Below are 22,283 nucleotides of genomic sequence, written 5' to 3'. Positions count from 1 at the left end.
ACAGGCCAGTACCGCGTTCGACGCACAGTTTTCATTCTTGCGTAACGCCTCGCAAAGTGACCGAAGGACAAAATCACCCCGCTTTTGGGAATGTGATAAAATGCCCGCTCTCTGGTGAAACCCAACAGGAAAGAATCATGATGAGCCTGGCCGGTAAAAAAATCGTTCTTGGCGTGAGCGGCGGTATCGCTGCCTATAAAGCGCCGGAGCTGGTCCGCCGCTTGCGCGAGCGCGGGGCCGATGTGCGGGTCGCGATAACGGAAGGCGGTAAAGCCTTTATCACTCCCCTGAGCCTACAGGCCGTTTCAGGATACCCGGTATCAGACAGCCTGCTGGATCCGGCTGCCGAAGCCGCGATGGGCCATATTGAGCTGGGCAAATGGGCAGACCTGGTTATTCTTGCCCCGGCAACGGCCGACCTGATTGCGCGCGTTGCCGCAGGCATGGCAAACGACCTGGTATCGACAATTTGCCTGGCAACGCCTGCACCTGTTGCGGTGGTGCCTGCCATGAACCAGCAGATGTACCGTAATGCCGCCACCCAGCATAATCTGGATACCCTGGCCGCACGTGGTCTGCTGATTTGGGGGCCAGACAGCGGCAGCCAGGCCTGTGGCGATATCGGCCCAGGGCGAATGCTCGACCCATTGACGATTGTGGATATGGCCGCCGCGCATTTTGCGCCTGTCAACGATCTGCAACATCTCAACATCATGATTACCGCGGGCCCAACGCGCGAACCGCTGGATCCGGTGCGCTATATCACCAACCACAGCTCCGGTAAGATGGGCTTTGCCATTGCTCAGGCCGCGGCAAAACGCGGGGCAAACGTCACGCTGGTGAGTGGCCCGGTGTCATTGCCGACACCGCCTTTTGTACAGCGCATTGATGTAACAACGGCGCTGGAAATGGAAGCGGCCGTGCAGGCTCACGCGCAAAACCAGCAGATTTTTATCGGCTGTGCGGCGGTGGCTGATTACCGCGCAGAGACCATTTCTGATGCGAAAATCAAAAAGCAAGGCGATGAATTAACAATAAAAATGGTGAAAAACCCGGATATCGTTGCCGGTGTTGCTTCTCTGAAAAACCACCGTCCTTACGTTGTTGGGTTTGCCGCAGAAACGAATAATGTGGAAGAATATGCCCGGCAAAAACGTACCCGCAAAAACCTCGATTTGATTTGCGCGAACGACGTATCGCTGGCCACTCAAGGATTTAACAGCGACAGCAACGCACTGCACCTTTTCTGGCAGGATGGAGATAAAGTCTTACCGCTTGAGCGCAAGGAACTCCTGGGCCAACAATTACTGGACGAGATCGTTACCCGTTATGATGAAAAAAATCGACGTTAAGATTCTGGACCCGCGTGTTGGTCAGCAATTTCCGCTGCCAACCTATGCCACCTCCGGCTCAGCCGGTCTTGACCTGCGTGCCTGTCTCGATGACGCCGTAGAGCTGGCGCCGGGTGCAACCACCCTGCTCCCGACCGGGCTGGCGATTCACATTGCTGACCCGTCGCTGGCAGCGGTGATCCTGCCTCGCTCTGGCCTGGGTCACAAGCATGGTATCGTGCTGGGTAACCTGGTTGGTCTTATCGACTCTGACTATCAGGGTCAACTGATGGTTTCCGTCTGGAACCGTGGTCAGGACAGCTTCACCATTGAACCGGGCGAACGCATCGCGCAGATGGTATTTGTACCGGTGGTGCAGGCAGAATTTAACCTGGTGGAAGACTTTGATGCCACCGACCGCGGCGAAGGCGGCTTCGGCCATTCCGGGCGTAAATAATCGCCCAATAAAGACGCGTCCCACAGCGCCATAATGCAATAAAAAACCGCAAACGCCAGTTTGCGGTCGCTGCGTGGATGCCAGCCTGGCAAGTGATTATTTTCAGGGGTATTTTGTAACATGGCAGAAAAACAAACTGCGAAAAGGAATCGTCGCGAAGAAATACTTCAATCTCTGGCTCTGATGCTTGAATCCAGCGATGGCAGTCAACGCATCACCACTGCAAAACTGGCCGCTTCTGTTGGCGTGTCAGAGGCAGCGCTATACCGTCATTTTCCCAGCAAAACCCGGATGTTTGACAGCCTGATCGAGTTTATCGAAGACAGCCTGATCACGCGCATCAACCTGATTCTGAAAGATGAGAAAGACACCACCGCGCGTCTGCGTCTGATTGTGCTGTTGATTCTGGGTTTTGGCGAACGTAACCCAGGTTTAACCCGCATTCTGACGGGCCACGCACTGATGTTTGAACAGGACAGACTCCAGGGCCGCATTAATCAGCTCTTTGAACGCATCGAAGCGCAGCTGCGCCAGGTACTGCGAGAGAAGAAAATGCGCGAAGGTGAGGGGTATGTCACTGACGAAACGCTGCTGGCAAGCCAGATTCTGGCGTTTTGCGAGGGTATGCTCTCCCGCTTTGTGCGCAGCGAATTCAAATACAGCCCAACGGACGATTTTGACGCCCGATGGCCGTTAGTAGCGGCGCAATTGCAGTAGTATTCAGGCCCGGTGAGCGTTACGTCACCGGGCAATTGAATTACACGCCGAACGCTTCCCGATACGCACGCACCGATACCAGATGGTCCGCCATCTCTGGTTTTTCTTCCAGATACGCAATCAGGTCTTTCAGGGTGATGATTGACGTCACTTTGCAGCCGTAATCACGCTCCACTTCCTGAATAGCAGAAATTTCGCCGCGTCCACGCTCCTGACGATCCAGAGAGATCAGCACGCCCGCAAGCGTTGCGCCGTTTGCCTGGATGATTTCCATTGATTCGCGGATCGCTGTACCCGCAGTGATCACATCGTCTACCAGCATCACACGGCCTTGCAGCGCACTGCCCACCAGGTTGCCACCTTCACCGTGGGTTTTGGCCTCTTTACGGTTAAAGCAGTACGGCACATCGCGGTCGTGGTGTTCCGCAAGCGCAACAGCGGTAGTCGTCGCAATCGGGATACCTTTGTAAGCCGGGCCAAACAGCAGGTCGAAATCAATCCCTGAATCCACCAGCGCTTCTGCGTAGAAACGGCCTAACAGTGCCAGATCACGCCCGGTATTAAACAGCCCGGCATTGAAGAAATAGGGGCTTTTGCGCCCGGATTTCAGCGTAAATTCGCCAAACTTAAGTACCTGCTTGTTAAGCGCAAACTCAATAAACTGGCGCTGATACGGTTTCATGGGCTTACTCCTCAAATGACTTTTTGTTTTTCTACGGACAAAAAAAAGGCGACTCATCAGTCGCCTTTAAAATCAATTTTCTAACGCCGCCTTCTGCGTCGTTACAATGGATTCGATTCCCCCTCGGGCCAAAGCCAGCAAGGTAAGAAGCTCTTCGTGAGTGAACGGCTCGCCTTCTGCCGTGCCCTGCACTTCAATAATTCGACCATCTTCGGTCATGACCACGTTCATGTCGGTTTCTGCGGCGGAATCTTCAACGTATTCCAGGTCGCAAAGCGCTTCGCCATTCACGATACCCACAGAAACCGCAGCAACCATCCCTTTCAGTGGGTTGGTTTTCAGCTTGCCCGCAGCAACCAGATTATTCAGGGCATCGGCCAGTGCAACACAGGCACCGGTGATGGACGCCGTACGCGTACCGCCGTCGGCCTGGATAACATCGCAGTCCAGGGTAATGGTGAACTCACCCAGCGTTTTCAGATCTACAGCGGCGCGCAGCGCACGTGCGATCAGGCGCTGAATTTCCATAGTACGGCCGCCCTGCTTGCCCTTCGCCGCTTCACGCGCGTTACGGGTATGGGTTGAACGCGGCAACATGCCGTATTCCGCGGTGATCCAGCCCTGGCCCTGACCTTTCAGGAAACGCGGTACACCTTCTTCGATGGACGCGGTGCACAGAACTTTGGTATCACCAAATTCAACCAGCACGGAGCCTTCAGCGTGTTTTGTATAGTTACGGGTCAGGGTGACGGGGCGCACCTGATTGGCGCTACGACCTGCTGGACGCATGATGAATTCTCCGGCTTGAAACGAATGTGGCTGCGCATTATACGGATTAAACGCGCTTATTCCTATCCTGACAAAGTCCTGAAAGCTATAATCCCCCCATCTCTCCTTTAAAAACGGGAATGTCTATGATCCGCAGTATGACCGCCTACGCCCGGCGTGAAATCAAGGGCAGCTGGGGCAGCGCGACCTGGGAAATGCGCTCGGTAAACCAGCGCTACCTGGAAACTTATTTCCGTATGCCGGAGCAGTTCCGCAGCCTTGAGCCTGTTGTGCGTGAGCGTATCCGTACTCGCCTGACGCGCGGTAAAGTAGAATGTAACCTGCGTTTTGAGCCCGATGCCAGCGCGCAGGGCGAACTGATCCTCAACGAAAAACTGGCAAAACAGCTCGTCAATGCGGCGAACTGGGTCAAAATGCAGAGTGATGAAGGCGAAATCAATCCGGTTGATATTCTGCGCTGGCCTGGCGTCATGGCCGCCGGTGAACAGGATCTGGATGCTATCGCTGCGGAAATCCTTGCCGCTCTCGATGGCACCCTGGATGACTTTATCGTTGCCCGTGAAACGGAAGGTCAGGCGCTGAAAGCCCTGATTGAGCAACGCCTTGAAGGTGTCAGCACCGAAGTCACCAAAGTCCGTGCCCATATGCCAGAAGTGCTGCAATGGCAGCGCGAGCGCCTGGTGGCGAAACTGGAAGAAGCCGAAGTTCAGTTAGAAAACAACCGTCTGGAACAAGAGCTGGTGCTGATGGCGCAGCGCGTGGACGTTGCAGAAGAGCTGGACCGTCTGGAAGCGCACGTGAAAGAAACCTACAACATTCTGAAGAAAAAAGAAGCTGTAGGTCGTCGCCTCGATTTTATGATGCAGGAGTTTAACCGCGAGTCGAACACCCTGGCGTCTAAATCCATCAATTCCGACGTCACTAATTCTGCCATTGAGCTGAAAGTGCTTATTGAGCAGATGCGCGAGCAGATCCAGAACATCGAATAATCTCCCGCAGTCACGTGAGAAAAGGCCACTGTAAACAGTGGCCTTTTTCATTTTGAGCCCTCGAAAAAATGCTCGTCCGATTTTCGGTTGTGAGAGCTGTGCCTGACGCGGCACATTCATACTGCACATCACAACAGGAGAAAATCATGGACTTCAACGCACTTCACCATCAGCCCCAGCCATTGCTTATCGCCAACGTCTGGGATGCCAGCAGTGCTCTCGCCGCTGAACAGGCGGGATATGAAGCACTGGGTACGTCCAGCGCCGCTATTGCCACGATGTTAGGGTACGAAGACGGCGAAGGCATGAGTTTTGACGAGTTGTTCTTTATCGTTTCCCGTATCAAAACAGTTACAGAGTTGCCCTTAAGCGTGGATCTTGAAGCTGGTTACGGCGATACCACTGACCAGGTGATTGATAATATTCACCGCCTGGCGCACCTGGGCGTAGTGGGGATCAATATTGAAGACAGCCGGGTTATCAATCACGAACGCAGCCTGGTGGATGCAATACACTTTGCCGACAAGCTGCGCGAGCTGACTCTGGCCTGTCCCGGTATGTTTTTTAATGTGCGTACCGATACGTTTTTACTGAATTGTGAAAATACGCTGGAAGAGACGCTCTATCGTGGCCGGTTATATACCGAGCAGGGCGCACATGGATTATTTGTCCCTTGCGTGACCCGTTCTGACGATATTGCCGCCCTTGCCAGCGAAATCGCAGTACCTTTAAACGTGATGTGTATGCCTTCACTGCCAGATTTCAGGACTCTGTCCTCACTGGGTGTAAAGCGCATTTCGATGGGTAATTTTATCCATGCTAACCTGCAAACGCGGCTCACAGATTTACTCTGTAAGATTCAGGCAAACCACTCTTTCTCGGACGTTTTTGACCATGAAAATAACCGATAATACCCAGTGCGATATCTGGTATCAGGCATTACTCAACCGTGCAGAAGAATTTACCGGCGTTTTTTTCGTGGGCGTTAAAACCACCGGCGTGTTTTGCATCTCGGTATGCCGCGCGCGAAAGCCAAAGCGAGAGAATGTTGAATTTTATACTGACTTTAAATCCGCTCTGGATGCCGGGTTTCGCCCGTGCAAGGTGTGTCGCCCAACAGAGAACGCCAGTACTGCGCCCGATTTCATTGAACACGCGCTAAAGCTGCTACGCGTACAACCCAAAGAACGCATCAGCGATACTGAACTGCGTCAGAACGGCATCAGCCCGGAGCGGGTACGGCGCTGGTTCCTGCAAAACCACGGGATAACGTTTCAGGCCTTTCAGCGGATGCAGCGGGTTAACGTGGCGCTACAGGAGCTAAAAACCGGTCGTTCAACAACCGAGGTTGCGTTCGACAATGGTTACGGATCCTTAAGCGGTTTTGGCTACACCTGTAAAAAACTGACAGGCTCCTCACCCGGCACACGCAAAGAGATAATCCTCATTCATCGCTTTACCACCCCTCTGGGCCCAATGTTTGTCTGCGCCACTGAGCGCGGGGTTTGTCTGCTGGAATTTGTCGACCGTCGGGCGCTGGAAACCGAATTCAGGGATCTGCAACACCTGTTCAATGCGAACATTATCGCAGGGGAAAACGCCCATACCCGCCAGGCTGAGAAAGAAATGGGGGAATACTTTGCCGGCGTGCGGCAATCATTCGATGTGCCGCTTGATACACCCGGCAGCGAGTTCCAGCGAAGCGTCTGGGAGGGATTACAGGGCATTTCGTTTGGTGATACCGCACATTATCAGGCCCTTGCGACGGAGATTGGCAAACCGACTGCCGTGCGCGCTGTTGCCTCAGCGAATGGCGCGAATCGTGTCGCGATTGTTATCCCGTGCCATCGCATTATTGGCAAGGATGGCTCTATGACCGGTTACGGCGGGGGAATTGCGCGTAAAGCGTGGTTGATTAGCCACGAAGATAAAATCAGGAAAGCGCATCTCTGAGCATTCCGTTGTACCCGCCAGGCGGTATATCGCGGTCAGAAAAAAGCCCCAGAGGGGCTTTTTTTATAGCGTAACCACAATCTTGCCAAATGGTCCGCTGTCCAGCCGCGCCAGTGCTTCAGGGAGTTGTTCCAGCGTCCAGGTGCTGTCGATTACAGGTTTGATACGTGTAGCATCCACAGCATGAACAAGGTCGGCCAATGCCCTGCGGTGACCCACACCAATGCCCTGAATCACAGCAGACTTCATCAACATCAGCCCACCCGGTACAACGATATTGGATCCTTCCAGCACACCAATCAGCGACACGCGTCCTCCGGGGGCAACAACGGCGACAGAGCGCGCGACGTTTGAGCCACCCACCGTATCCACCACATGATCAATACCCCGATGGTGGCTAAGCTCCAGTACCTGCTCAACCCAGTCGCCCTGAAGCCGGTTTATGCCAAAATCGGCGCCCAGTGCCTTCGCGCTTGCGAGTTTGTCCTCGCCAGATGAGGTCACGTAAACCGTCGCTCCCTGAGCTTTGGCGATTTGCAGGGCGAACAGGGCAACGCCCCCTGTACCCTGGACCAGAACCGAATCCCCCGCTTTTAGTTGCCCCTGCTCCACCAGGGCAAACCAGGCCGTCAACCCCGCACAGGGCAGCGTACTCGCTTCAACATCACTGAGGCTTTCAGGTGAGGCCACCAGCCAGTTTTCGTTGACCACAATCTGTTGCGCCAGCATTCCGGGATACGCGCCACCAAGTGCTGCACCGTGAGGCTTACCTGCGCTGCCAGGACGTTTACCCTCGATCCAGTCAGGGAAAAATGAAGAGATAACCCGATCGCCTGGCGTAAACTGGCTTACGTTATCCCCCACCGCTTCAACAACGCCGGCCATATCCGACGCTGGCGTCAGCGGGAAAACAGCAGGCATAGCGCCTTCAATAATCAGCTTATCGCGATAGTTCAGGGCAACTGCGTTAACCCTGACACGCACCTCATGCGGCCCCGGCGCTGTCAGCGTTTGTGTCTGAAGAGAGAGTTTATCGCGTCCGGCTGAGTTCATTGTCCAGTACTTCATCTTTTTCATTCTTATTTGCTAAACGATGGAACAAGGATAACGTTGCAATTAACTCAACAGTGCTGATACTTTTTCCTCATATTGGTGCCTCAGGAGCGACAATGCTTAACCGGTTTGATGGTATCGACCTTTTCCTGCAAGTGGTTGAAAGCGGCAGCTTTGCCAGGGCAGCGGAGCGGCTACATCTGTCGCGCTCTGCTGTGGGTAAAAGCATCGCACGGCTCGAAAGCAGGCTCGGGGTCAGGCTGTTTCAGCGCACCACCCGCAGCCAAACGCTGACGGCTGAGGGTGAGCTTCTTCTTGAACACGCTCAACGCGCTCATGGCGAAATGGAATCAGCACAAGCGCTTCTGGAAAGCGGCAAACAGGTTTTACGCGGGCGCCTACGCGTATCCTTGCCCGTGTTGTTTGGGCGTCGCTGTGTGGCGCCTGTATTAATGGAGCTGGCTCGGGAGCATCCCGAACTGATTCTGGAACTCTCCTTTAGCGATCGCGTGATTAATCTGGTGGACGAAGGTTTCGACTTCGCCGTACGTAATGGTCAGCTGGAAGATAGCGGCGAACTGGTTGCTCGCCAGCTATCGTGGCACGACATGCGGCTTTGCGCGGCACCATCTTACCTGGCCCGATATGGCACACCGGATTCACCTGACAAGCTTCTGCAACATCAGGCGATTTATTACATGAACAAATCCAGACCACTGGAGTGGCAACTCACAATCCAGGGGCAGATGGAACGTTTCAGACCTGAAGGACGCCTGTTTATGGACGATCTGGATGCGATTGCCGATGCCGCTGAAGCCGGGGACGGGATTGCCTGGCTTCCTTACTGGCTCATTAACGAACGACTGCACAGTAAACGTCTGGTTCAGATCCTTCCCGATACAGCCGGAGTCCGGCTTCCTATTCATGCGGTTTGGCCAAAAACGCGCTGGCTACCGCTCAAGGTTCGTATTGCTGTCGATCGCCTGCGCGAGAAACTGCCACTTCGCATCGCCTTAAAGGATTAGTTTTTATAGGTAAAAAATAAACTAAGCGCTCAGTAAATACAGACTTAATACGGAAATATAATCCATATAAAACAATATATTGAATTATTTAAATTCAATAATTATTCATTACTAAAAATTATCAAAAACACTTCACCTTAGAAAATCTCAATCGTGATATTGCGCACAAATCGCTAACCTCCACGCCTTCACACCGGAGGTTATATGCTGCTTCACATTCTTTATCTTATCGGGATCACCGCAGAAGCCATGACCGGCGCACTCGCTGCCGGACGTCGCCGCATGGATACTTTCGGCGTGATCATTATCGCCACCGCCACCGCACTCGGCGGTGGCTCCGTGCGCGATATTCTGCTGGGCCATTACCCACTTGGCTGGGTGAAAAACCCTGAATACGTGATTATTGTGGCAACGGCCGCGGTGTTAACCACGATTGTCGCCCCCGTCATGCCCCATCTGCGCCGGTTGTTTCTGGTGCTGGATGCGCTTGGGCTTATCGTCTTTTCGATTATTGGCGCCCAAATCGCGCTGGATATGGGTGAAGGCCCGGTTATTGCCATTATCGCTGCCGTGGTCACGGGGGTGTTCGGCGGCGTGCTGCGCGATATGTTCTGCAAACGCATTCCGTTAGTGTTCCAGAAAGAGCTGTATGCCGGGATATCCTTTGCCGCAGCGGTGCTCTACGTTGCGTTGCAGCATTACGTGTCTAATCACGATGTGGTGGTTATCTCCACGCTGCTGTTTGGCTTTACCGCCCGGATGCTGGCGCTGCGCCTGAAACTCGGCCTGCCCGTTTTTCATTACAAGCACAACGCGCACTGACTTAAAATCCGTTGATGTGCTGCTCTGCAAGCCATTTTGCCAGCGCAGCAACATCGGGTTGACGCAGCCAGTTAACGATTTGGCGCGCTTTTTCTTCTCCTGTCCCCGGTAACGCTCGCCAGTACGTAGTATTACGCTGGCTTATTTCCTGCCACGACAAACCTGTGGCCGCTTTCAGTGAAGCCTGAGGCAGCGGGATCCCCATCGCCGTGACCCAACGAATAAATGACCGTTCGCGTGTCAGGTTAAACCGATGCCATACCGCCAATCCACGCGCGTCAGAGAACCCCGGCGTTGCCTGTAACTGCGCCTGGGTTAACGAAAGCCACGAAAAAATATGGTCAAAATGGTGAGTCTGATAAAGCGTTCTCCAGGCAGACTCCCCCACGCCTTCAATATCCAGCACCGGTTTTGAACTTAACCACGTCAGCCGGGCTATGAACTGCTCCATGCACTCCGGTGATGCGTAGAAGCAGGTCAGTGAATGATAGTTTGAGGGTGGCGGATTGGGTTTCTGTCGAAGCGGCCCCCGCCAGACAACTTTATCAATCCGGGGAATTCCCTGCCCGGCAAGGCTCACCAGGATCTGATCCCCTGGGGCAATATCCAGTTCCTGCCAGCGGGCCACAGAGCCCAGGTTAACCCGTCGAACACGTTTGTCGTCCAGTTGCACGGGCTCCAGCGCGGCAATAACCGAAATCTTGCCCGTTCTTCCCACGGTGAAACGGATATCCCTTACCTCCGCAACCTGCGAAACCGGCTCATATTTCCATGCTACCACCCAGTGCCCTTCTCCGGGCAGCCAGCGTTCACCCGGAGGCTCATTCGCTGAACGAACGACAATACCATCAGTGGCAAACGGGAGCGGGGAACTGAGCCACTGCGCACGTTGCTTCTCGACTTCATCCACTGAGCGGACGGGCAGCGTATAGCGTGCCGTCAGGGGGAACCCAGCCTCTTTTAACGCCGTAAGACGCTGCGGCATCGTTGCCGGACCATCCGGCCAGGCCCAGATAAACACACCAATACGGCTTAATTGCAGTTTGTCGGTTTTTCGCATCAGGGCACCGGCGACTTTTGCCCGGGCATTCATGCCGCCCATCAGCTTTTGAATATGGTTATCGCTCAGAAGGAATAACTCGCCCTGCAACACGCTGTTCGCCAGTGTGCCTTGCAGGTGACCAGGAACCGACGGTATTGCGCGAACCTGCTCAGTCCAGTCTTCCCCTTTGTTGCCGTCCCCACGGCTAATTGCCTGGGTTAACACCCCGTTGCGATAGACCAGCGTCACCGCCACACCGTCGACTTTTGGCTGCACCCAGAGATCGCCGCGCACCTGCATCCACTGGCGAAGCGCCGCTTTATGCGCCACTTTTTGTACCCCTGTATGGGAAACAGGATGCTGAATATTCCCCGCCAGCACGGGGATCGCCACATCCGCAGGTTCGCTGCCAAAGCAACGCTGCCACTGTTTCAGCCGTGCAGTGAGCTGATCGTAGACTTCATCGCTGACCGGGCTGCTGCCTTGTTGCCAGTACGCATCGTTCCAGCGCTTAAGCTGCGCACTGAGCGTCGCTATTTCTTTGTCTGCTTTTGCTGGCGGCCAGACTGGGCAAACTGCCACGCCATACCCGCACCACAGCAACATCATCCCGCTTATCCATCGCCACATCGCTACACCTCCATTGAATGGCCAGAGGTATAACGCGATACGCGTCAGGGTACTAACGTCAAAACACCAACCTGCGAACCGTTATCCAGGATTTATTGCCGTTGCAGCAAACCGTATGTAAAACCGGAAAACGTTACGCAAAATTCAATAATCCAGGTGAAAAAGTGTGACAAAGGCTACGTCACAGGGCGGCGACGTGTATAATAAGCCCGTATGTAGGACTTCTTCGCTAACACATACAAAAGACTCTCATGGCTCAAGGCACGCTTTATATTGTTTCTGCCCCTAGTGGCGCGGGTAAATCCAGCCTTATTCAGGCACTGTTAAAAACCCAACCGTTGTACGACACGCAGGTTTCTGTTTCACACACCACGCGTCAACCGCGTCCGGGTGAAGTACACGGTGAACATTATTTCTTTGTGGATCACGATGAATTCAGAGCGATGATCGCCAGAGACGCGTTTCTTGAACATGCGGAAGTTTTCGGTAACTACTACGGGACCTCGCGTGAAACCATTGAGCAGGTTCTGGCAACTGGCGTAAATGTGTTCCTGGATATCGACTGGCAGGGTGCAGCGCAAATCCGCAAGAAAATGCCCGATTCGCGCAGCATCTTTATTTTACCGCCATCGAAAGATGAGCTGGATCGCCGTCTGCGTGGCCGTGGTCAGGACAGCGAAGACGTGATCGCAAAGCGTATGGAACAGGCAGTTGCAGAAATGAGCCATTACGCGGAATATGATTACCTTATTGTGAATGATGATTTTGATGCCGCACTGAGCGATCTCAAAACCATTCTTCGCGCAGAACGTCTGCGTATGAGCCGCCAGAAGCAGCGACATGACGCATTAATCACCAAACTGTTGGCAGACTGAACCCACTTTCAGTATCATGCCCAGTCATTTCTTCACCTGTGGAGCATTTTAAGTATGGCACGCGTAACTGTTCAGGACGCTGTAGAGAAAATTGGTAACCGTTTTGACCTGGTGCTGGTCGCCGCGCGTCGCGCTCGTCAGATGCAGGTAGGCGGCAAAGATCCGCTGGTACCGGAAGAAAACGATAAAACCACCGTTATTGCACTTCGCGAAATCGAAGAAGGTCTGATCAACAACCAGATCCTCGACGTGCGTGAGCGCCAGGAGCAGCAAGAGCAGGAAGCCGCAGAACTGCAGGCCGTAACCGCCATTGCTGAAGGTCGTCGTTAATTAAACCTGCGGGTCGCCCTTGTATCTGTTTGAAAGCCTGAATCAGCTGATTCAACACTACCTGCCGGAAGACCAAATTAAGCGTCTCCAGCAGGCGTATCTCGTTGCACGTGACGCTCACGAGGGCCAGACACGTTCAAGCGGTGAACCCTATATCACGCACCCGGTAGCGGTGGCCTGTATTCTGGCCGAGATGAAACTCGACTACGAAACGCTGATGGCCGCGCTGCTGCATGACGTGATCGAAGATACCCCCGCCACCTACCAGGATATGGAACAACTGTTTGGCAAAAGCGTTGCCGAACTGGTGGAAGGGGTGTCTAAGCTTGATAAGCTGAAATTCCGCGACAAGAAAGAGGCGCAAGCCGAAAACTTCCGCAAGATGATTATGGCGATGGTGCAGGATATCCGCGTCATACTCATCAAACTCGCTGACCGTACCCACAATATGCGCACGCTGGGCTCACTCCGCCCGGATAAACGTCGCCGCATTGCCCGTGAAACCCTCGAAATCTATAGCCCGCTGGCGCACCGTTTAGGTATCCATCACATTAAAACCGAGCTGGAAGAGCTGGGTTTTGAAGCGTTGTACCCAAACCGCTATCGCGTGATTAAAGAGGTGGTGAAAGCCGCACGCGGTAACCGTAAAGAGATGATTCAAAAAATCCTCTCTGAAATTGAAGGGCGTTTACAGGAAGCGGGAATTCCGTGCCGTGTCAGCGGTCGCGAAAAACATCTGTACTCCATCTACTGCAAAATGGTGCTTAAAGAGCAGCGTTTTCACTCGATCATGGACATCTACGCGTTCCGCGTCATCGTGCACGATGCCGATACCTGCTATCGCGTACTGGGCCAGATGCACAGCCTCTACAAACCTCGTCCTGGTCGCGTCAAAGACTACATTGCCATTCCAAAAGCGAACGGCTATCAATCTTTGCATACCTCAATGATCGGCCCTCATGGCGTGCCTGTTGAAGTGCAGATCCGCACCGAAGACATGGACCAGATGGCAGAAATGGGTGTCGCGGCACACTGGGCGTATAAAGAGCACGGCGGCGAAAGCAGCACCACCGCACAGATCCGCGCGCAACGCTGGATGCAGAGCCTGCTCGAACTGCAACAGAGCGCCGGTAGCTCGTTTGAATTTATCGAGAGCGTTAAATCCGATCTCTTCCCGGATGAGATTTACGTTTTCACACCAGAGGGGCGCATTGTCGAGCTGCCTGCTGGTGCAACACCGGTCGACTTCGCTTACGCAGTCCATACCGATATCGGTCATGCCTGTGTTGGCGCACGTGTCGACAGACAGCCTTACCCGCTGTCTCAGCCGCTTTCAAGTGGTCAGACGGTGGAAATTATCACCGCGCCGGGCGCACGTCCGAATGCGGCATGGCTGAACTTTGTCGTCAGCTCCAAAGCACGTGCCAAAATTCGCCAGCTGCTGAAAAACCTCAAACGCGATGATTCGGTAAGCCTGGGCCGTCGTCTGCTCAACCACGCGTTGGGTGGCAGCCGTAAGCTTGCGGAGATCCCGAAAGAGAACATCCAGCGCGAGCTGGAGCGCATGAAGCTTGCGTCACTTGATGACCTGCTGGCAGAAATCGGCCTCGGCAACGCCATGAGCGTGGTCGTTGCGAAAAACCTGCAACAAGGTGATGCCTCTGCTGCGCCATCCACTACGCAAGGCCACGGTCACTTGCCGATCAAAGGCGCGGACGGGGTGCTTATCACCTTCGCCAAATGCTGCCGACCGATCCCGGGCGATCCGATTATTGCGCACGTCAGCCCGGGCAAAGGCCTGGTTATCCATCACGAATCCTGCCGTAACATCCGTGGCTACCAGAAAGAGCCAGAGAAGTTCATGGCGGTGGAGTGGGATAAAGAGACAGCGCAGGAATTTATCACCGAAATTAAGGTGGATATGTTCAACCACCAGGGTGCACTGGCTAACCTGACGGCCGCGATCAACACGGCATCTTCAAATATTCAGAGCCTGAATACCGAAGAAAAAGATGGCCGTGTTTACAGCGCCTTTATCCGCCTGACGGCCCGTGACCGCGTGCATCTGGCAAACATTATGCGCAAAATCCGCGTAATGCCGGACGTGATTAAAGTCACCCGAAACAGAAACTAGTTTTATGAATGCACAACGTTATGCACGTATCTGCGAGATGCTCGCCAGGCGCCAACCGGACCTGACGGTCTGCATGGAGCAGGTCCATAAACCTCATAACGTCTCTGCGATTGTCCGTACCGCCGATGCCGTGGGCGTGCATGAAGTGCACGCCGTCTGGCCGGGTTCCCGGATGCGCAACATGGTATCCGCAGCAGCAGGCAGCAACAGCTGGGTATCAGTGAAAAACCATCAGACCATCGGCGAAGCCGTATCGCACCTGAAAGGGCGCGGGATGCAGGTCCTGGCCACCAACCTGTCCGATAAAGCCGTCGACTTCCGCGAGATAGATTACACCCGCCCAACCTGCATTCTGATGGGTCAGGAAAAAACCGGGATCTCGCAAGAAGCACTGGATCTGGCGGATCAGGACATCATCATCCCGATGATCGGCATGGTGCAATCACTGAACGTCTCCGTGGCATCTGCGCTCATTCTTTATGAAGCGCAACGCCAGCGTCAGAACGCCGGAATGTATAAACGCAGCAACAGCATGTTGCCGGAAGACGAACAGCAACGCCTGCTGTTTGAAGGCGGCTATCCGGTGCTGGCCCGCGTGGCGAAACAGAAAAAATTACCGTACCCCCACGTCAACGCGCAGGGCGAAATCGAAGCCGATGCCGAGTGGTGGTCCACCATGCAGTACGCAGGATAACCCATGAAAGGCCGCCTGCTGGATGCCATTCCGCTCAATACGCTGACAGGTGTGGGTGCGGCGCAAAGCAGCAAACTGGCGAAAATTGGCCTGCACACTGTGCAGGATCTCCTGCTTCACCTCCCCCTGCGTTACGAAGACCGCACCCAGCTGTATAAAATTGGCGATCTCCTTCCCGCGATTTACGCCACGGTTGAAGGCGAAGTGCTGAACTGCAACATCACTTTCGGCGGTCGCCGGATGATGACCTGCCAGATAAGCGACGGTACCGGCATCCTCACCATGCGCTTTTTCAACTTCAGCGCAGCAATGAAAAACAGCCTGGCCACTGGCCGGCGTGTGCTCGCGTATGGGGAAGCCAAACGTGGTAAATACGGCGCGGAGATGATCCACCCTGAATACCGTGTGCAGGGCGATCTCAGCACGCCGGAGCTACAGGAAACGCTCACTCCAGTTTACCCGACCACCGAAGGCATCAAACAGGCCACGTTGCGTAAGCTCACCGATCAGGCGCTGGAATTACTCGATACCTGCGCCATAGCCGAACTGCTGCCGCCTGAGCTGGCGCAGGGGATGATGAGCCTGCCGCAAGCGCTGCATACGCTGCATCGCCCGCCTCCATCGCTACAACTCAGTGATTTCGAAAGCGGCCAGCATCCGGCACAGCGGCGGCTTATCCTTGAAGAATTACTGGCGCATAACCTGAGTATGCTGGCACTGCGGGCGGGCGCGCAGCGCTTCCATGCTCAGCCGTTAAGCGCCCGTGATGATTTAAAAGATAAGCTGCTGGCATCACTGCCGTTTAAACCGACAGGCGCACAGGCGCGCGTTGTCGCCGAAATTGAACGTGATATGGCGCTTGATGTGCCAATGATGCGTCTGGTTCAGGGTGACGTGGGTTCCGGTAAAACGCTGGTTGCTGCACTGGCCGCCCTGCGTGCGATTGCCCACGGCAAACAGGTGGCGCTGATGGCGCCTACCGAACTTCTTGCAGAGCAACACGCAAACAACTTCCGCAACTGGTTTGCCCCGCTTGGCGTTGAAGTCGGCTGGCTCGCCGGTAAGCAAAAGGGCAAAGCGCGCCTTGCGCAACAGGACGCGATTGCCAGCGGTGAAGTGCAGATGATTGTGGGCACACACGCTATCTTCCAGGAGCAGGTGCAGTTTAATGGCCTGGCCCTGGTGATCATCGACGAACAACACCGTTTTGGTGTGCATCAGCGTCTGGCGCTGTGGGAAAAGGGCCTTCAGCAGGGCTTCCATCCGCATCAGCTGATCATGACTGCAACACCGATCCCCCGCACCCTGGCGATGACCGCCTACGCCGATCTGGATACGTCGACTATCGACGAGCTGCCGCCGGGCCGTACGCCGGTCACCACGGTTGCCATCCCGGACACGCGCCGCAGCGATATCATCGACCGCGTACGCAACGCCTGTACTCAGGAAGGCCGCCAGGCGTACTGGGTCTGCACGCTGATTGAAGAGTCAGAACTGCTTGAAGCGCAAGCGGCAGAGGCAACGTGGGAAGAACTGAAGCTGGCCCTGCCAGAGCTGAACGTGGGTCTGGTTCACGGGCGCATGAAGCCCGCCGAAAAACAGGCAGTAATGCAGTCATTCAAACAGGGTGATTTGCATTTGCTGATTGCCACCACGGTCATCGAAGTGGGCGTGGATGTTCCGAACTCCAGCCTGATGATCATTGAAAACCCGGAACGTCTTGGCCTTGCGCAACTCCACCAGCTGCGTGGCCGCGTCGGGCGCGGAGCCGTGGCTTCCCACTGCGTATTGCTCTACAAAGCCCCGCTTTCGAAAACGGCACAAATGCGTTTACAGGTATTACGCGACAGCAACGATGGCTTCGTGATTGCGCAAAAAGATCTGGAGATCCGCGGCCCGGGAGAATTGCTGGGTACCCGTCAGACGGGGAACGCCGAATTCAAAGTGGCCGACCTGTTGCGCGATCAGGCCATGATCCCCGAAGTTCAGCGCCTTGCCCGCCATATTCATGAACGCTACCCGGACCAGGCAAAAGCGCTTATTGAACGCTGGATGCCTGAAACCGAGCGCTATTCCAACGCCTGATATCAGGCAAACATTGGCAGCATCAGGTACAGCTTGATCACCAGCGCGTTGACGATATCAATAAAGAACGCCCCGACCATCGGAACCACCAGAAATGCCATATGAGAAGGCCCGAATCGCTCGGTGATCGCCTGCATGTTGGCGATAGCGGTGGGTGTCGCTCCCAGACCAAACCCGCAATGCCCCGCAGCCAGTACCGCGGCATCGTAGTTTTTACCCATCATGCGCCAGGTGACAAACATGGCATACAGGGCCATAAATATGGCCTGGACCGCCAGAATGGCGACCATCGGCAGCGCCAGAGAGGCCAGCTCCCACAGCTTGAGGCTCATCAGCGCCATCGCGAGGAACAGCGACAGGCAGACGTTGCCAAGCACCGAAACGGCGCGTTCGAACACGCGGTAGAAGCCCATTGCAGCCAGGCCGTTACTCAGCACCACCCCGACAAACAACACGCACACAAAGGTCGGCAGTTCAAACGCCGAACCCGCCAGCCATTGCGCAACCACTTTGCCCACGGTCAGGCAGATGGCAATCATCGCAATGGTTTCAATTAGCACCAGCGAGGTGATACTGCGCCCGACATCCGGTTTTTCAAACGCCGTGGGCATCAGTTCATCGTCCGGCCTGCCGTCTGGCGTTGTGGAGTGTTTCACCAGATAGCGCGCCACCGGGCCGCCAATCAACCCGCCCAGTACCAGGCCGAAGGTTGCGCAGGCCATTGCCACTTCCGTTGCGTTTTCAAAGCCGTAACGCTCAATAAACAGCTTGCTCCACGCGGCACCGGTGCCATGTCCGCCAGACAGCGTGATTGACCCTGCCAGCAGCCCCATCAGCGGATCCAGCCCCAGCAACGTCGCCATGCCGATACCGATGGCGTTTTGCATCAATAACAGCCCTACCACCACAATCAGAAACACACCCAGCACTTTACCGCCCGCACGCAGGCTCGCCAGGTTGGCATTCAGGCCGATGGTGGCAAAGAAAGCCAGCATCAGGGGATCTTTCAGGGACATATCAAAATCGATTTCCCAGCCCATGCTTTTTTTCAGCACCAGCAGGGCCAGCGCCACCAGTAATCCACCGGCAACGGGTTCAGGAATGGTGTACTTCTTGAGAAGGGAAACACTGTGTACCAGTTTACGGCCAAGCAGTAAGACCAGCGTTGCGGCAACAAGGGTCGACAACGTATCGAGGTGAATCATAGAAGGCTCCTTATTCTGCGCGTATTCCATTCACACGCGGCGTTATCCTGGCTGGTTTGCGCTCGTCATGAGCCACCAGCGCAAAAAGTGTAATTTTTTTCCCTGATGGGGTGTAGAAAAGGTGCCCGCGGAGGCAGATTTTCTTATCTTTTTTTGCTGGCAATCGTTTGCTTTTACCAACTGGTCAGATAAAATGCCCGCTTTTCTACCGTGGGATTGCTGCCGATGTCCGTTAACACCATAGAGTCTCCCGATGCGCAACCGATTGCGCAGTCGCGAAACAGTGAATTGATCTACCGCCTTGAAGATCGCCCACCGCTGCCTCAAACCTTGTTCGCCGCCTGTCAGCATTTACTGGCGATGTTTGTTGCGGTGATCACGCCGGCTCTGCTGATTTGCCAGGCGCTTGGTTTACCGGCTCAGGACACACAACACATCATCAGCATGTCCCTGTTCGCCTCTGGCGTGGCCTCGATTATTCAGATTAAAGCGTGGGGTCCGGTGGGATCGGGTTTGCTGTCGATTCAGGGCACCAGTTTTAACTTTGTGGCACCGCTGATTATGGGCGGCACAGCGCTGAAAACCGGTGGTGCGGATGTCCCGACCATGATGGCGGCGCTGTTCGGCACGCTGATGCTGGCAAGCTGCACGGAAATGGTTATCTCCCGCGTACTGCACCTGGCGCGCCGTGTGATCACCCCGCTGGTATCCGGCGTGGTGGTGATGATTATCGGCCTGTCTCTGATTCAGGTTGGCCTGACCTCCATCGGCGGCGGTTATGGCGCAATGGCCGACCACACCTTCGGCGCACCGAAAAACCTGCTGCTGGCAGGCGTTGTGCTGGCGATCATTATTCTGCTTAACCGTCAGCGCAACCCTTACCTGCGCGTCGCGTCACTGGTGATCGCCATGGCGGCCGGTTATCTGCTGGCATGGGCACTGGGGATGCTGCCGGAAAATACTGCGCCAGCCAGCAGTGCATTCATCACCATCCCGACCCCGCTGTACTACGGCCTGGGCATTGACTGGAGTCTGCTGGTGCCACTGATGCTGGTCTTTATGATCACCTCGCTGGAAACCATCGGTGATATCACGGCGACGTCTGATGTCTCTGAGCAGCCGGTTTCTGGCCCGCTGTACATGAAACGCCTGAAGGGCGGCGTGCTGGCAAACGGCCTGAACTCGTTTGTCTCTGCGGTGTTCAACACCTTCCCGAACTCCTGCTTCGGCCAGAATAACGGCGTGATCCAGCTGACCGGCGTTGCCAGCCGTTACGTTGGTTTTGTGGTGGCGCTGATGCTGATCGTACTCGGCCTGTTCCCGGCGGTGAGTGGTTTTGTGCAGCACATTCCTGAACCCGTGCTTGGCGGCGCTACGCTTGTGATGTTCGGGACTATCGCCGCATCAGGTGTGCGCATTGTCTCGCGCGAGCCGCTGAACCGCCGCGCGATCATGATTATCGCGCTGTCTCTGGCTGTCGGCCTGGGCGTGTCTCAGCAGCCACTGATCCTGCAGTTCGCCCCGGACTGGCTGAAAAACCTGCTCTCTTCCGGCATCGCGGCTGGCGGTATTACGGCCATCGTACTGAACCTCGTTTTCCCGCCTGAAAAAAATTGATCGCCATCACGGCAGGCAGTCAATGCCTGCCGTGACATCTAATTACACCATTCCCGCCTTGAGCATTGCGCATAAATCGTGCATAACTCCTTTATGTGCGTTTCGCGGGATGGAAGACCATGAAATTTATTGGAAAGCTGCTTGTTTATCTTCTGATAGCCCTGTTAATTGTGGTTCTGGCGTTCTATTTCCTGCTCCAGACTCGCTGGGGTGCGTCTGAGGTCAGTAGCTGGGTCACGGTCAATACCGATTACGAACTCAGTTTCGACCAGATGGATCACCGCTTCTCGTCACCTTCCCACATCATTCTGGAAAACATCACCTTTGGCCGCGACGGCAAGCCCGCCACGCTGGTTGCGAAAAAAGTGGATATCGGTTTAAGCAGCCGCCAGATAACCGATCCGCTGCACATGGATACCATCACCCTGTATGACGGAACGCTAAATCTCTCTCCGCAAACGGCACCTCTGCCCTTCCAGGCAGACCGTTTGCAGTTAAACAACATGGCCTTTAACAGCCCAAATACCGACTGGGATCTGAGCGCGCAGAAAGTGACGGGCGGCGTGAGCCCGTGGCAGCCAGAGGCAGGTAACGTGCTGGGTAAAAACGCGCAGATCCAGATGAGTGCAGGGTCGCTCACCCTGAATGGCGTGCCAGCCAGTAACGTGCTGATCCAGGGGCAGCTCAACGGTAAAGAGGTGGTGCTGAACACCATTGGCGCGGATATGGCGCGTGGCTCGCTTACCGGCTCTGCCCTGCGTAACGCCGATGGCAGCTGGATTATCGACTCCATGCGCCTGAATGACATCCGCCTGCAAAGCGATAAATCACTGATGGATTTCTTTGCCCCTGTTACCACGCTGCCTTCCTTGCAGATTGGCCGACTGGAGGTGACCGATGCCCGCCTGCAAGGCCCGGACTGGGCAGTGACCGATCTCGATTTAAGCTTGCGCAACCTGACCCTGAGCAAAGGCGACTGGCAAAGCCAGGAGGGGCGGTTATCGATGAACGCCAGTGAGTTTATCTATGGCTCTGTGCATCTGTTTGACCCGATCCTGAATGCAGAATTCGCCCCGCAGGGCATTGCGCTGCGCCAGTTTACCTCTCGCTGGGAGGGCGGCATGGTACGTACCTCCGGCAACTGGCAGCGCGACAGCAAATCGCTGGTGCTGGACGATGCCGCCATTGCCGGGCTGGAATACACTCTGCCGCAGAACTGGAAAACCCTGTGGATGGACTCGCTTCCGGAATGGCTGAACAGCGTGACGCTGAAAAAATTCGGCCTGAGCCGCAACCTGGTGATTGATATCGATCCAGCCTTCCCGTGGCAAGTCACCTCTCTGGACGGCTACGGCGCGAACCTGCAACTGGCGAAAGACCGCCAGTGGGGCGTGTGGAGCGGCAGCGCAACGCTGAATGGCGCAGCGGCGACCTTTAATCGCGTGGACGTGCGGCGTCCGTCGCTCACGCTGAACGCCAACGCATCGACGGTTAACATCAGCGAGCTGAGCGCCTTTACCGAGAAAGGTATTCTGGAGGCCACCGCAACGGTTTCACAGCTGCCGCCACGGCAAACCACAGTCAGCCTGAACGGGCGAGGCGTGCCGCTGAACGTGATCGAACACTGGGGCTGGCCAGCACTGCCGATTGCGGGGGATGGCAATGTACAGCTGACCGCTAGCGGCAGCGTGCAGGACAAAGCCCCGCTGAAGCCAACCGTTAACGGAAAGCTGAATGCGGTGAATATGGATAAGCAGCAGGTGCAGCAGACCATGACGGGCGGGGTGGTTTCAGCACCACCCTCACCCCAGCCCTCTCCCTGAAAGGGAGAGGGTGCAAACCCTTCCCTCGCC

General features: G+C 55.2%; 20 protein-coding genes. 15 read left to right on the top strand and 5 right to left on the bottom strand.

Annotated features, from left to right (window positions below):
- Positions 1–140 precede the first annotated feature (140 nt).
- The 3 genes from coaBC to slmA all read left to right on the top strand — a co-directional run bounded on the left by coaBC (position 141) and on the right by slmA (position 2,505).
- Positions 141–1,352 (top strand): bifunctional phosphopantothenoylcysteine decarboxylase/phosphopantothenate--cysteine ligase CoaBC, encoded by a 1,212-nt coding sequence (gene coaBC / locus M987_RS06440; RefSeq protein WP_088201902.1) that lies wholly within the window; start codon positions 141–143, stop codon positions 1,350–1,352.
- Positions 1,330–1,788 carry a dUTP diphosphatase gene (gene dut, locus M987_RS06435; protein ID WP_014068349.1) on the top strand — a complete coding sequence of 153 codons (459 nt, stop codon included), beginning with the start codon at positions 1,330–1,332 and terminating at the stop codon, positions 1,786–1,788. The genes coaBC and dut overlap by 23 nt, the downstream gene beginning before the upstream one ends.
- 120 nt (positions 1,789–1,908) lie before the next feature.
- Entirely contained in the window at positions 1,909–2,505 is a 597-nt protein-coding gene (gene slmA / locus M987_RS06430) for a nucleoid occlusion factor SlmA (RefSeq protein ID WP_014068348.1), read from the top strand.
- 40 nt (positions 2,506–2,545) lie between these two features.
- On the opposite strand, the gene pyrE is transcribed toward slmA, so the two are convergent.
- The gene (gene pyrE / locus M987_RS06425; RefSeq protein WP_014068347.1) at positions 2,546–3,187 is read right to left on the bottom strand and encodes an orotate phosphoribosyltransferase; all 642 of its coding nucleotides are present in this window, start codon (positions 3,185–3,187) and stop codon (positions 2,546–2,548) included.
- A 72-nt stretch (positions 3,188–3,259) separates the two neighbouring features.
- Positions 3,260–3,976 carry a ribonuclease PH gene (gene rph / locus M987_RS06420; protein WP_014068346.1) on the bottom strand — a complete coding sequence of 239 codons (717 nt, stop codon included), beginning with the start codon at positions 3,974–3,976 and terminating at the stop codon, positions 3,260–3,262.
- 125 nt (positions 3,977–4,101) lie between these two features.
- Here rph and M987_RS06415 point away from each other — a divergent pair, with 125 nt between their 5' ends.
- The 3 genes from M987_RS06415 to M987_RS06405 all read left to right on the top strand — a co-directional run bounded on the left by M987_RS06415 (position 4,102) and on the right by M987_RS06405 (position 6,918).
- Complete coding sequence (locus tag M987_RS06415; RefSeq protein WP_014068345.1) at positions 4,102–4,965, top strand: YicC/YloC family endoribonuclease; 864 nt, start codon at positions 4,102–4,104, stop codon at positions 4,963–4,965.
- Positions 4,966–5,111: 146 nt separating this feature from the next.
- Positions 5,112–5,876 carry an isocitrate lyase/PEP mutase family protein gene (locus M987_RS06410; RefSeq protein ID WP_014068344.1) on the top strand — a complete coding sequence of 255 codons (765 nt, stop codon included), beginning with the start codon at positions 5,112–5,114 and terminating at the stop codon, positions 5,874–5,876.
- Positions 5,860–6,918, top strand: coding sequence for a bifunctional transcriptional activator/DNA repair enzyme AdaA (locus tag M987_RS06405; RefSeq protein WP_014068343.1), 1,059 nt, complete (start codon positions 5,860–5,862; stop codon positions 6,916–6,918). Before M987_RS06410 ends, M987_RS06405 begins: the two co-directional genes overlap by 17 nt.
- 63 nt (positions 6,919–6,981) lie before the next feature.
- Here the strand turns inward: M987_RS06405 and M987_RS06400 are convergent, their stop codons facing one another.
- Positions 6,982–7,995, bottom strand: coding sequence for a zinc-dependent alcohol dehydrogenase family protein (locus tag M987_RS06400; protein ID WP_014068342.1), 1,014 nt, complete (start codon positions 7,993–7,995; stop codon positions 6,982–6,984).
- A 92-nt stretch (positions 7,996–8,087) separates the two neighbouring features.
- Here M987_RS06400 and M987_RS06395 point away from each other — a divergent pair, with 92 nt between their 5' ends.
- Both M987_RS06395 and M987_RS06390 read left to right on the top strand, forming a co-directional pair.
- Positions 8,088–8,996, top strand: a complete 909-nt coding sequence (locus M987_RS06395) for a LysR family transcriptional regulator (protein ID WP_014068341.1) — start codon at positions 8,088–8,090, stop codon at positions 8,994–8,996.
- 204 nt (positions 8,997–9,200) lie between these two features.
- Entirely contained in the window at positions 9,201–9,818 is a 618-nt protein-coding gene (locus tag M987_RS06390; protein ID WP_014068340.1) for a trimeric intracellular cation channel family protein, read from the top strand.
- Between the two features lies 1 nt (position 9,819).
- Here the strand turns inward: M987_RS06390 and ligB are convergent, their stop codons facing one another.
- Positions 9,820–11,490, bottom strand: coding sequence for an NAD-dependent DNA ligase LigB (gene ligB / locus M987_RS06385; protein ID WP_014068339.1), 1,671 nt, complete (start codon positions 11,488–11,490; stop codon positions 9,820–9,822).
- A 251-nt stretch (positions 11,491–11,741) separates the two neighbouring features.
- On the opposite strand from ligB, the gene gmk reads away from it, so the two are divergent.
- The 5 genes from gmk to recG are packed head-to-tail and all read left to right on the top strand — an operon-like array spanning position 11,742 to position 17,608.
- Positions 11,742–12,365 carry a guanylate kinase gene (gmk, locus tag M987_RS06380; protein ID WP_014068338.1) on the top strand — a complete coding sequence of 208 codons (624 nt, stop codon included), beginning with the start codon at positions 11,742–11,744 and terminating at the stop codon, positions 12,363–12,365.
- A 54-nt stretch (positions 12,366–12,419) separates the two neighbouring features.
- Complete coding sequence (rpoZ, locus tag M987_RS06375) at positions 12,420–12,695, top strand: DNA-directed RNA polymerase subunit omega (RefSeq protein WP_000135058.1); 276 nt, start codon at positions 12,420–12,422, stop codon at positions 12,693–12,695.
- Positions 12,696–12,714: 19 nt separating this feature from the next.
- The gene (spoT, locus tag M987_RS06370; RefSeq protein WP_014068337.1) at positions 12,715–14,829 is read left to right on the top strand and encodes a bifunctional GTP diphosphokinase/guanosine-3',5'-bis pyrophosphate 3'-pyrophosphohydrolase; all 2,115 of its coding nucleotides are present in this window, start codon (positions 12,715–12,717) and stop codon (positions 14,827–14,829) included.
- Positions 14,830–14,833: 4 nt separating this feature from the next.
- On the top strand, positions 14,834–15,523 hold the full coding sequence (trmH, locus tag M987_RS06365) for a tRNA (guanosine(18)-2'-O)-methyltransferase TrmH (protein WP_014068336.1): 690 nt from the start codon (positions 14,834–14,836) through the stop codon (positions 15,521–15,523).
- A gap of 3 nt (positions 15,524–15,526) precedes the next feature.
- A complete protein-coding gene (gene recG / locus M987_RS06360; protein WP_014068335.1) occupies positions 15,527–17,608 on the top strand; it encodes an ATP-dependent DNA helicase RecG in 2,082 nt (693 codons plus the stop codon).
- 2 nt (positions 17,609–17,610) lie between these two features.
- On the opposite strand, the gene gltS is transcribed toward recG, so the two are convergent.
- Positions 17,611–18,813, bottom strand: a complete 1,203-nt coding sequence (gltS, locus tag M987_RS06355; RefSeq protein WP_014068334.1) for a sodium/glutamate symporter — start codon at positions 18,811–18,813, stop codon at positions 17,611–17,613.
- 225 nt (positions 18,814–19,038) lie between these two features.
- Between gltS and M987_RS06350 the strand changes: the two genes are divergently transcribed.
- Both M987_RS06350 and M987_RS06345 read left to right on the top strand, forming a co-directional pair.
- On the top strand, positions 19,039–20,430 hold the full coding sequence (locus tag M987_RS06350) for a nucleobase:cation symporter-2 family protein (RefSeq protein ID WP_014068333.1): 1,392 nt from the start codon (positions 19,039–19,041) through the stop codon (positions 20,428–20,430).
- A 119-nt stretch (positions 20,431–20,549) separates the two neighbouring features.
- Positions 20,550–22,253, top strand: coding sequence for an AsmA family protein (locus M987_RS06345; RefSeq protein WP_014068332.1), 1,704 nt, complete (start codon positions 20,550–20,552; stop codon positions 22,251–22,253).
- Positions 22,254–22,283: the final 30 nt, after the last annotated feature.

This window comes from Enterobacter soli ATCC BAA-2102, assembly GCF_001654845.1.
Taxonomy (GTDB): domain Bacteria; phylum Pseudomonadota; class Gammaproteobacteria; order Enterobacterales; family Enterobacteriaceae; genus Enterobacter; species Enterobacter soli.
Note: the sequence above shows the minus strand (reverse complement) of the source record. Positions and strands in the feature narration are given on the sequence as shown.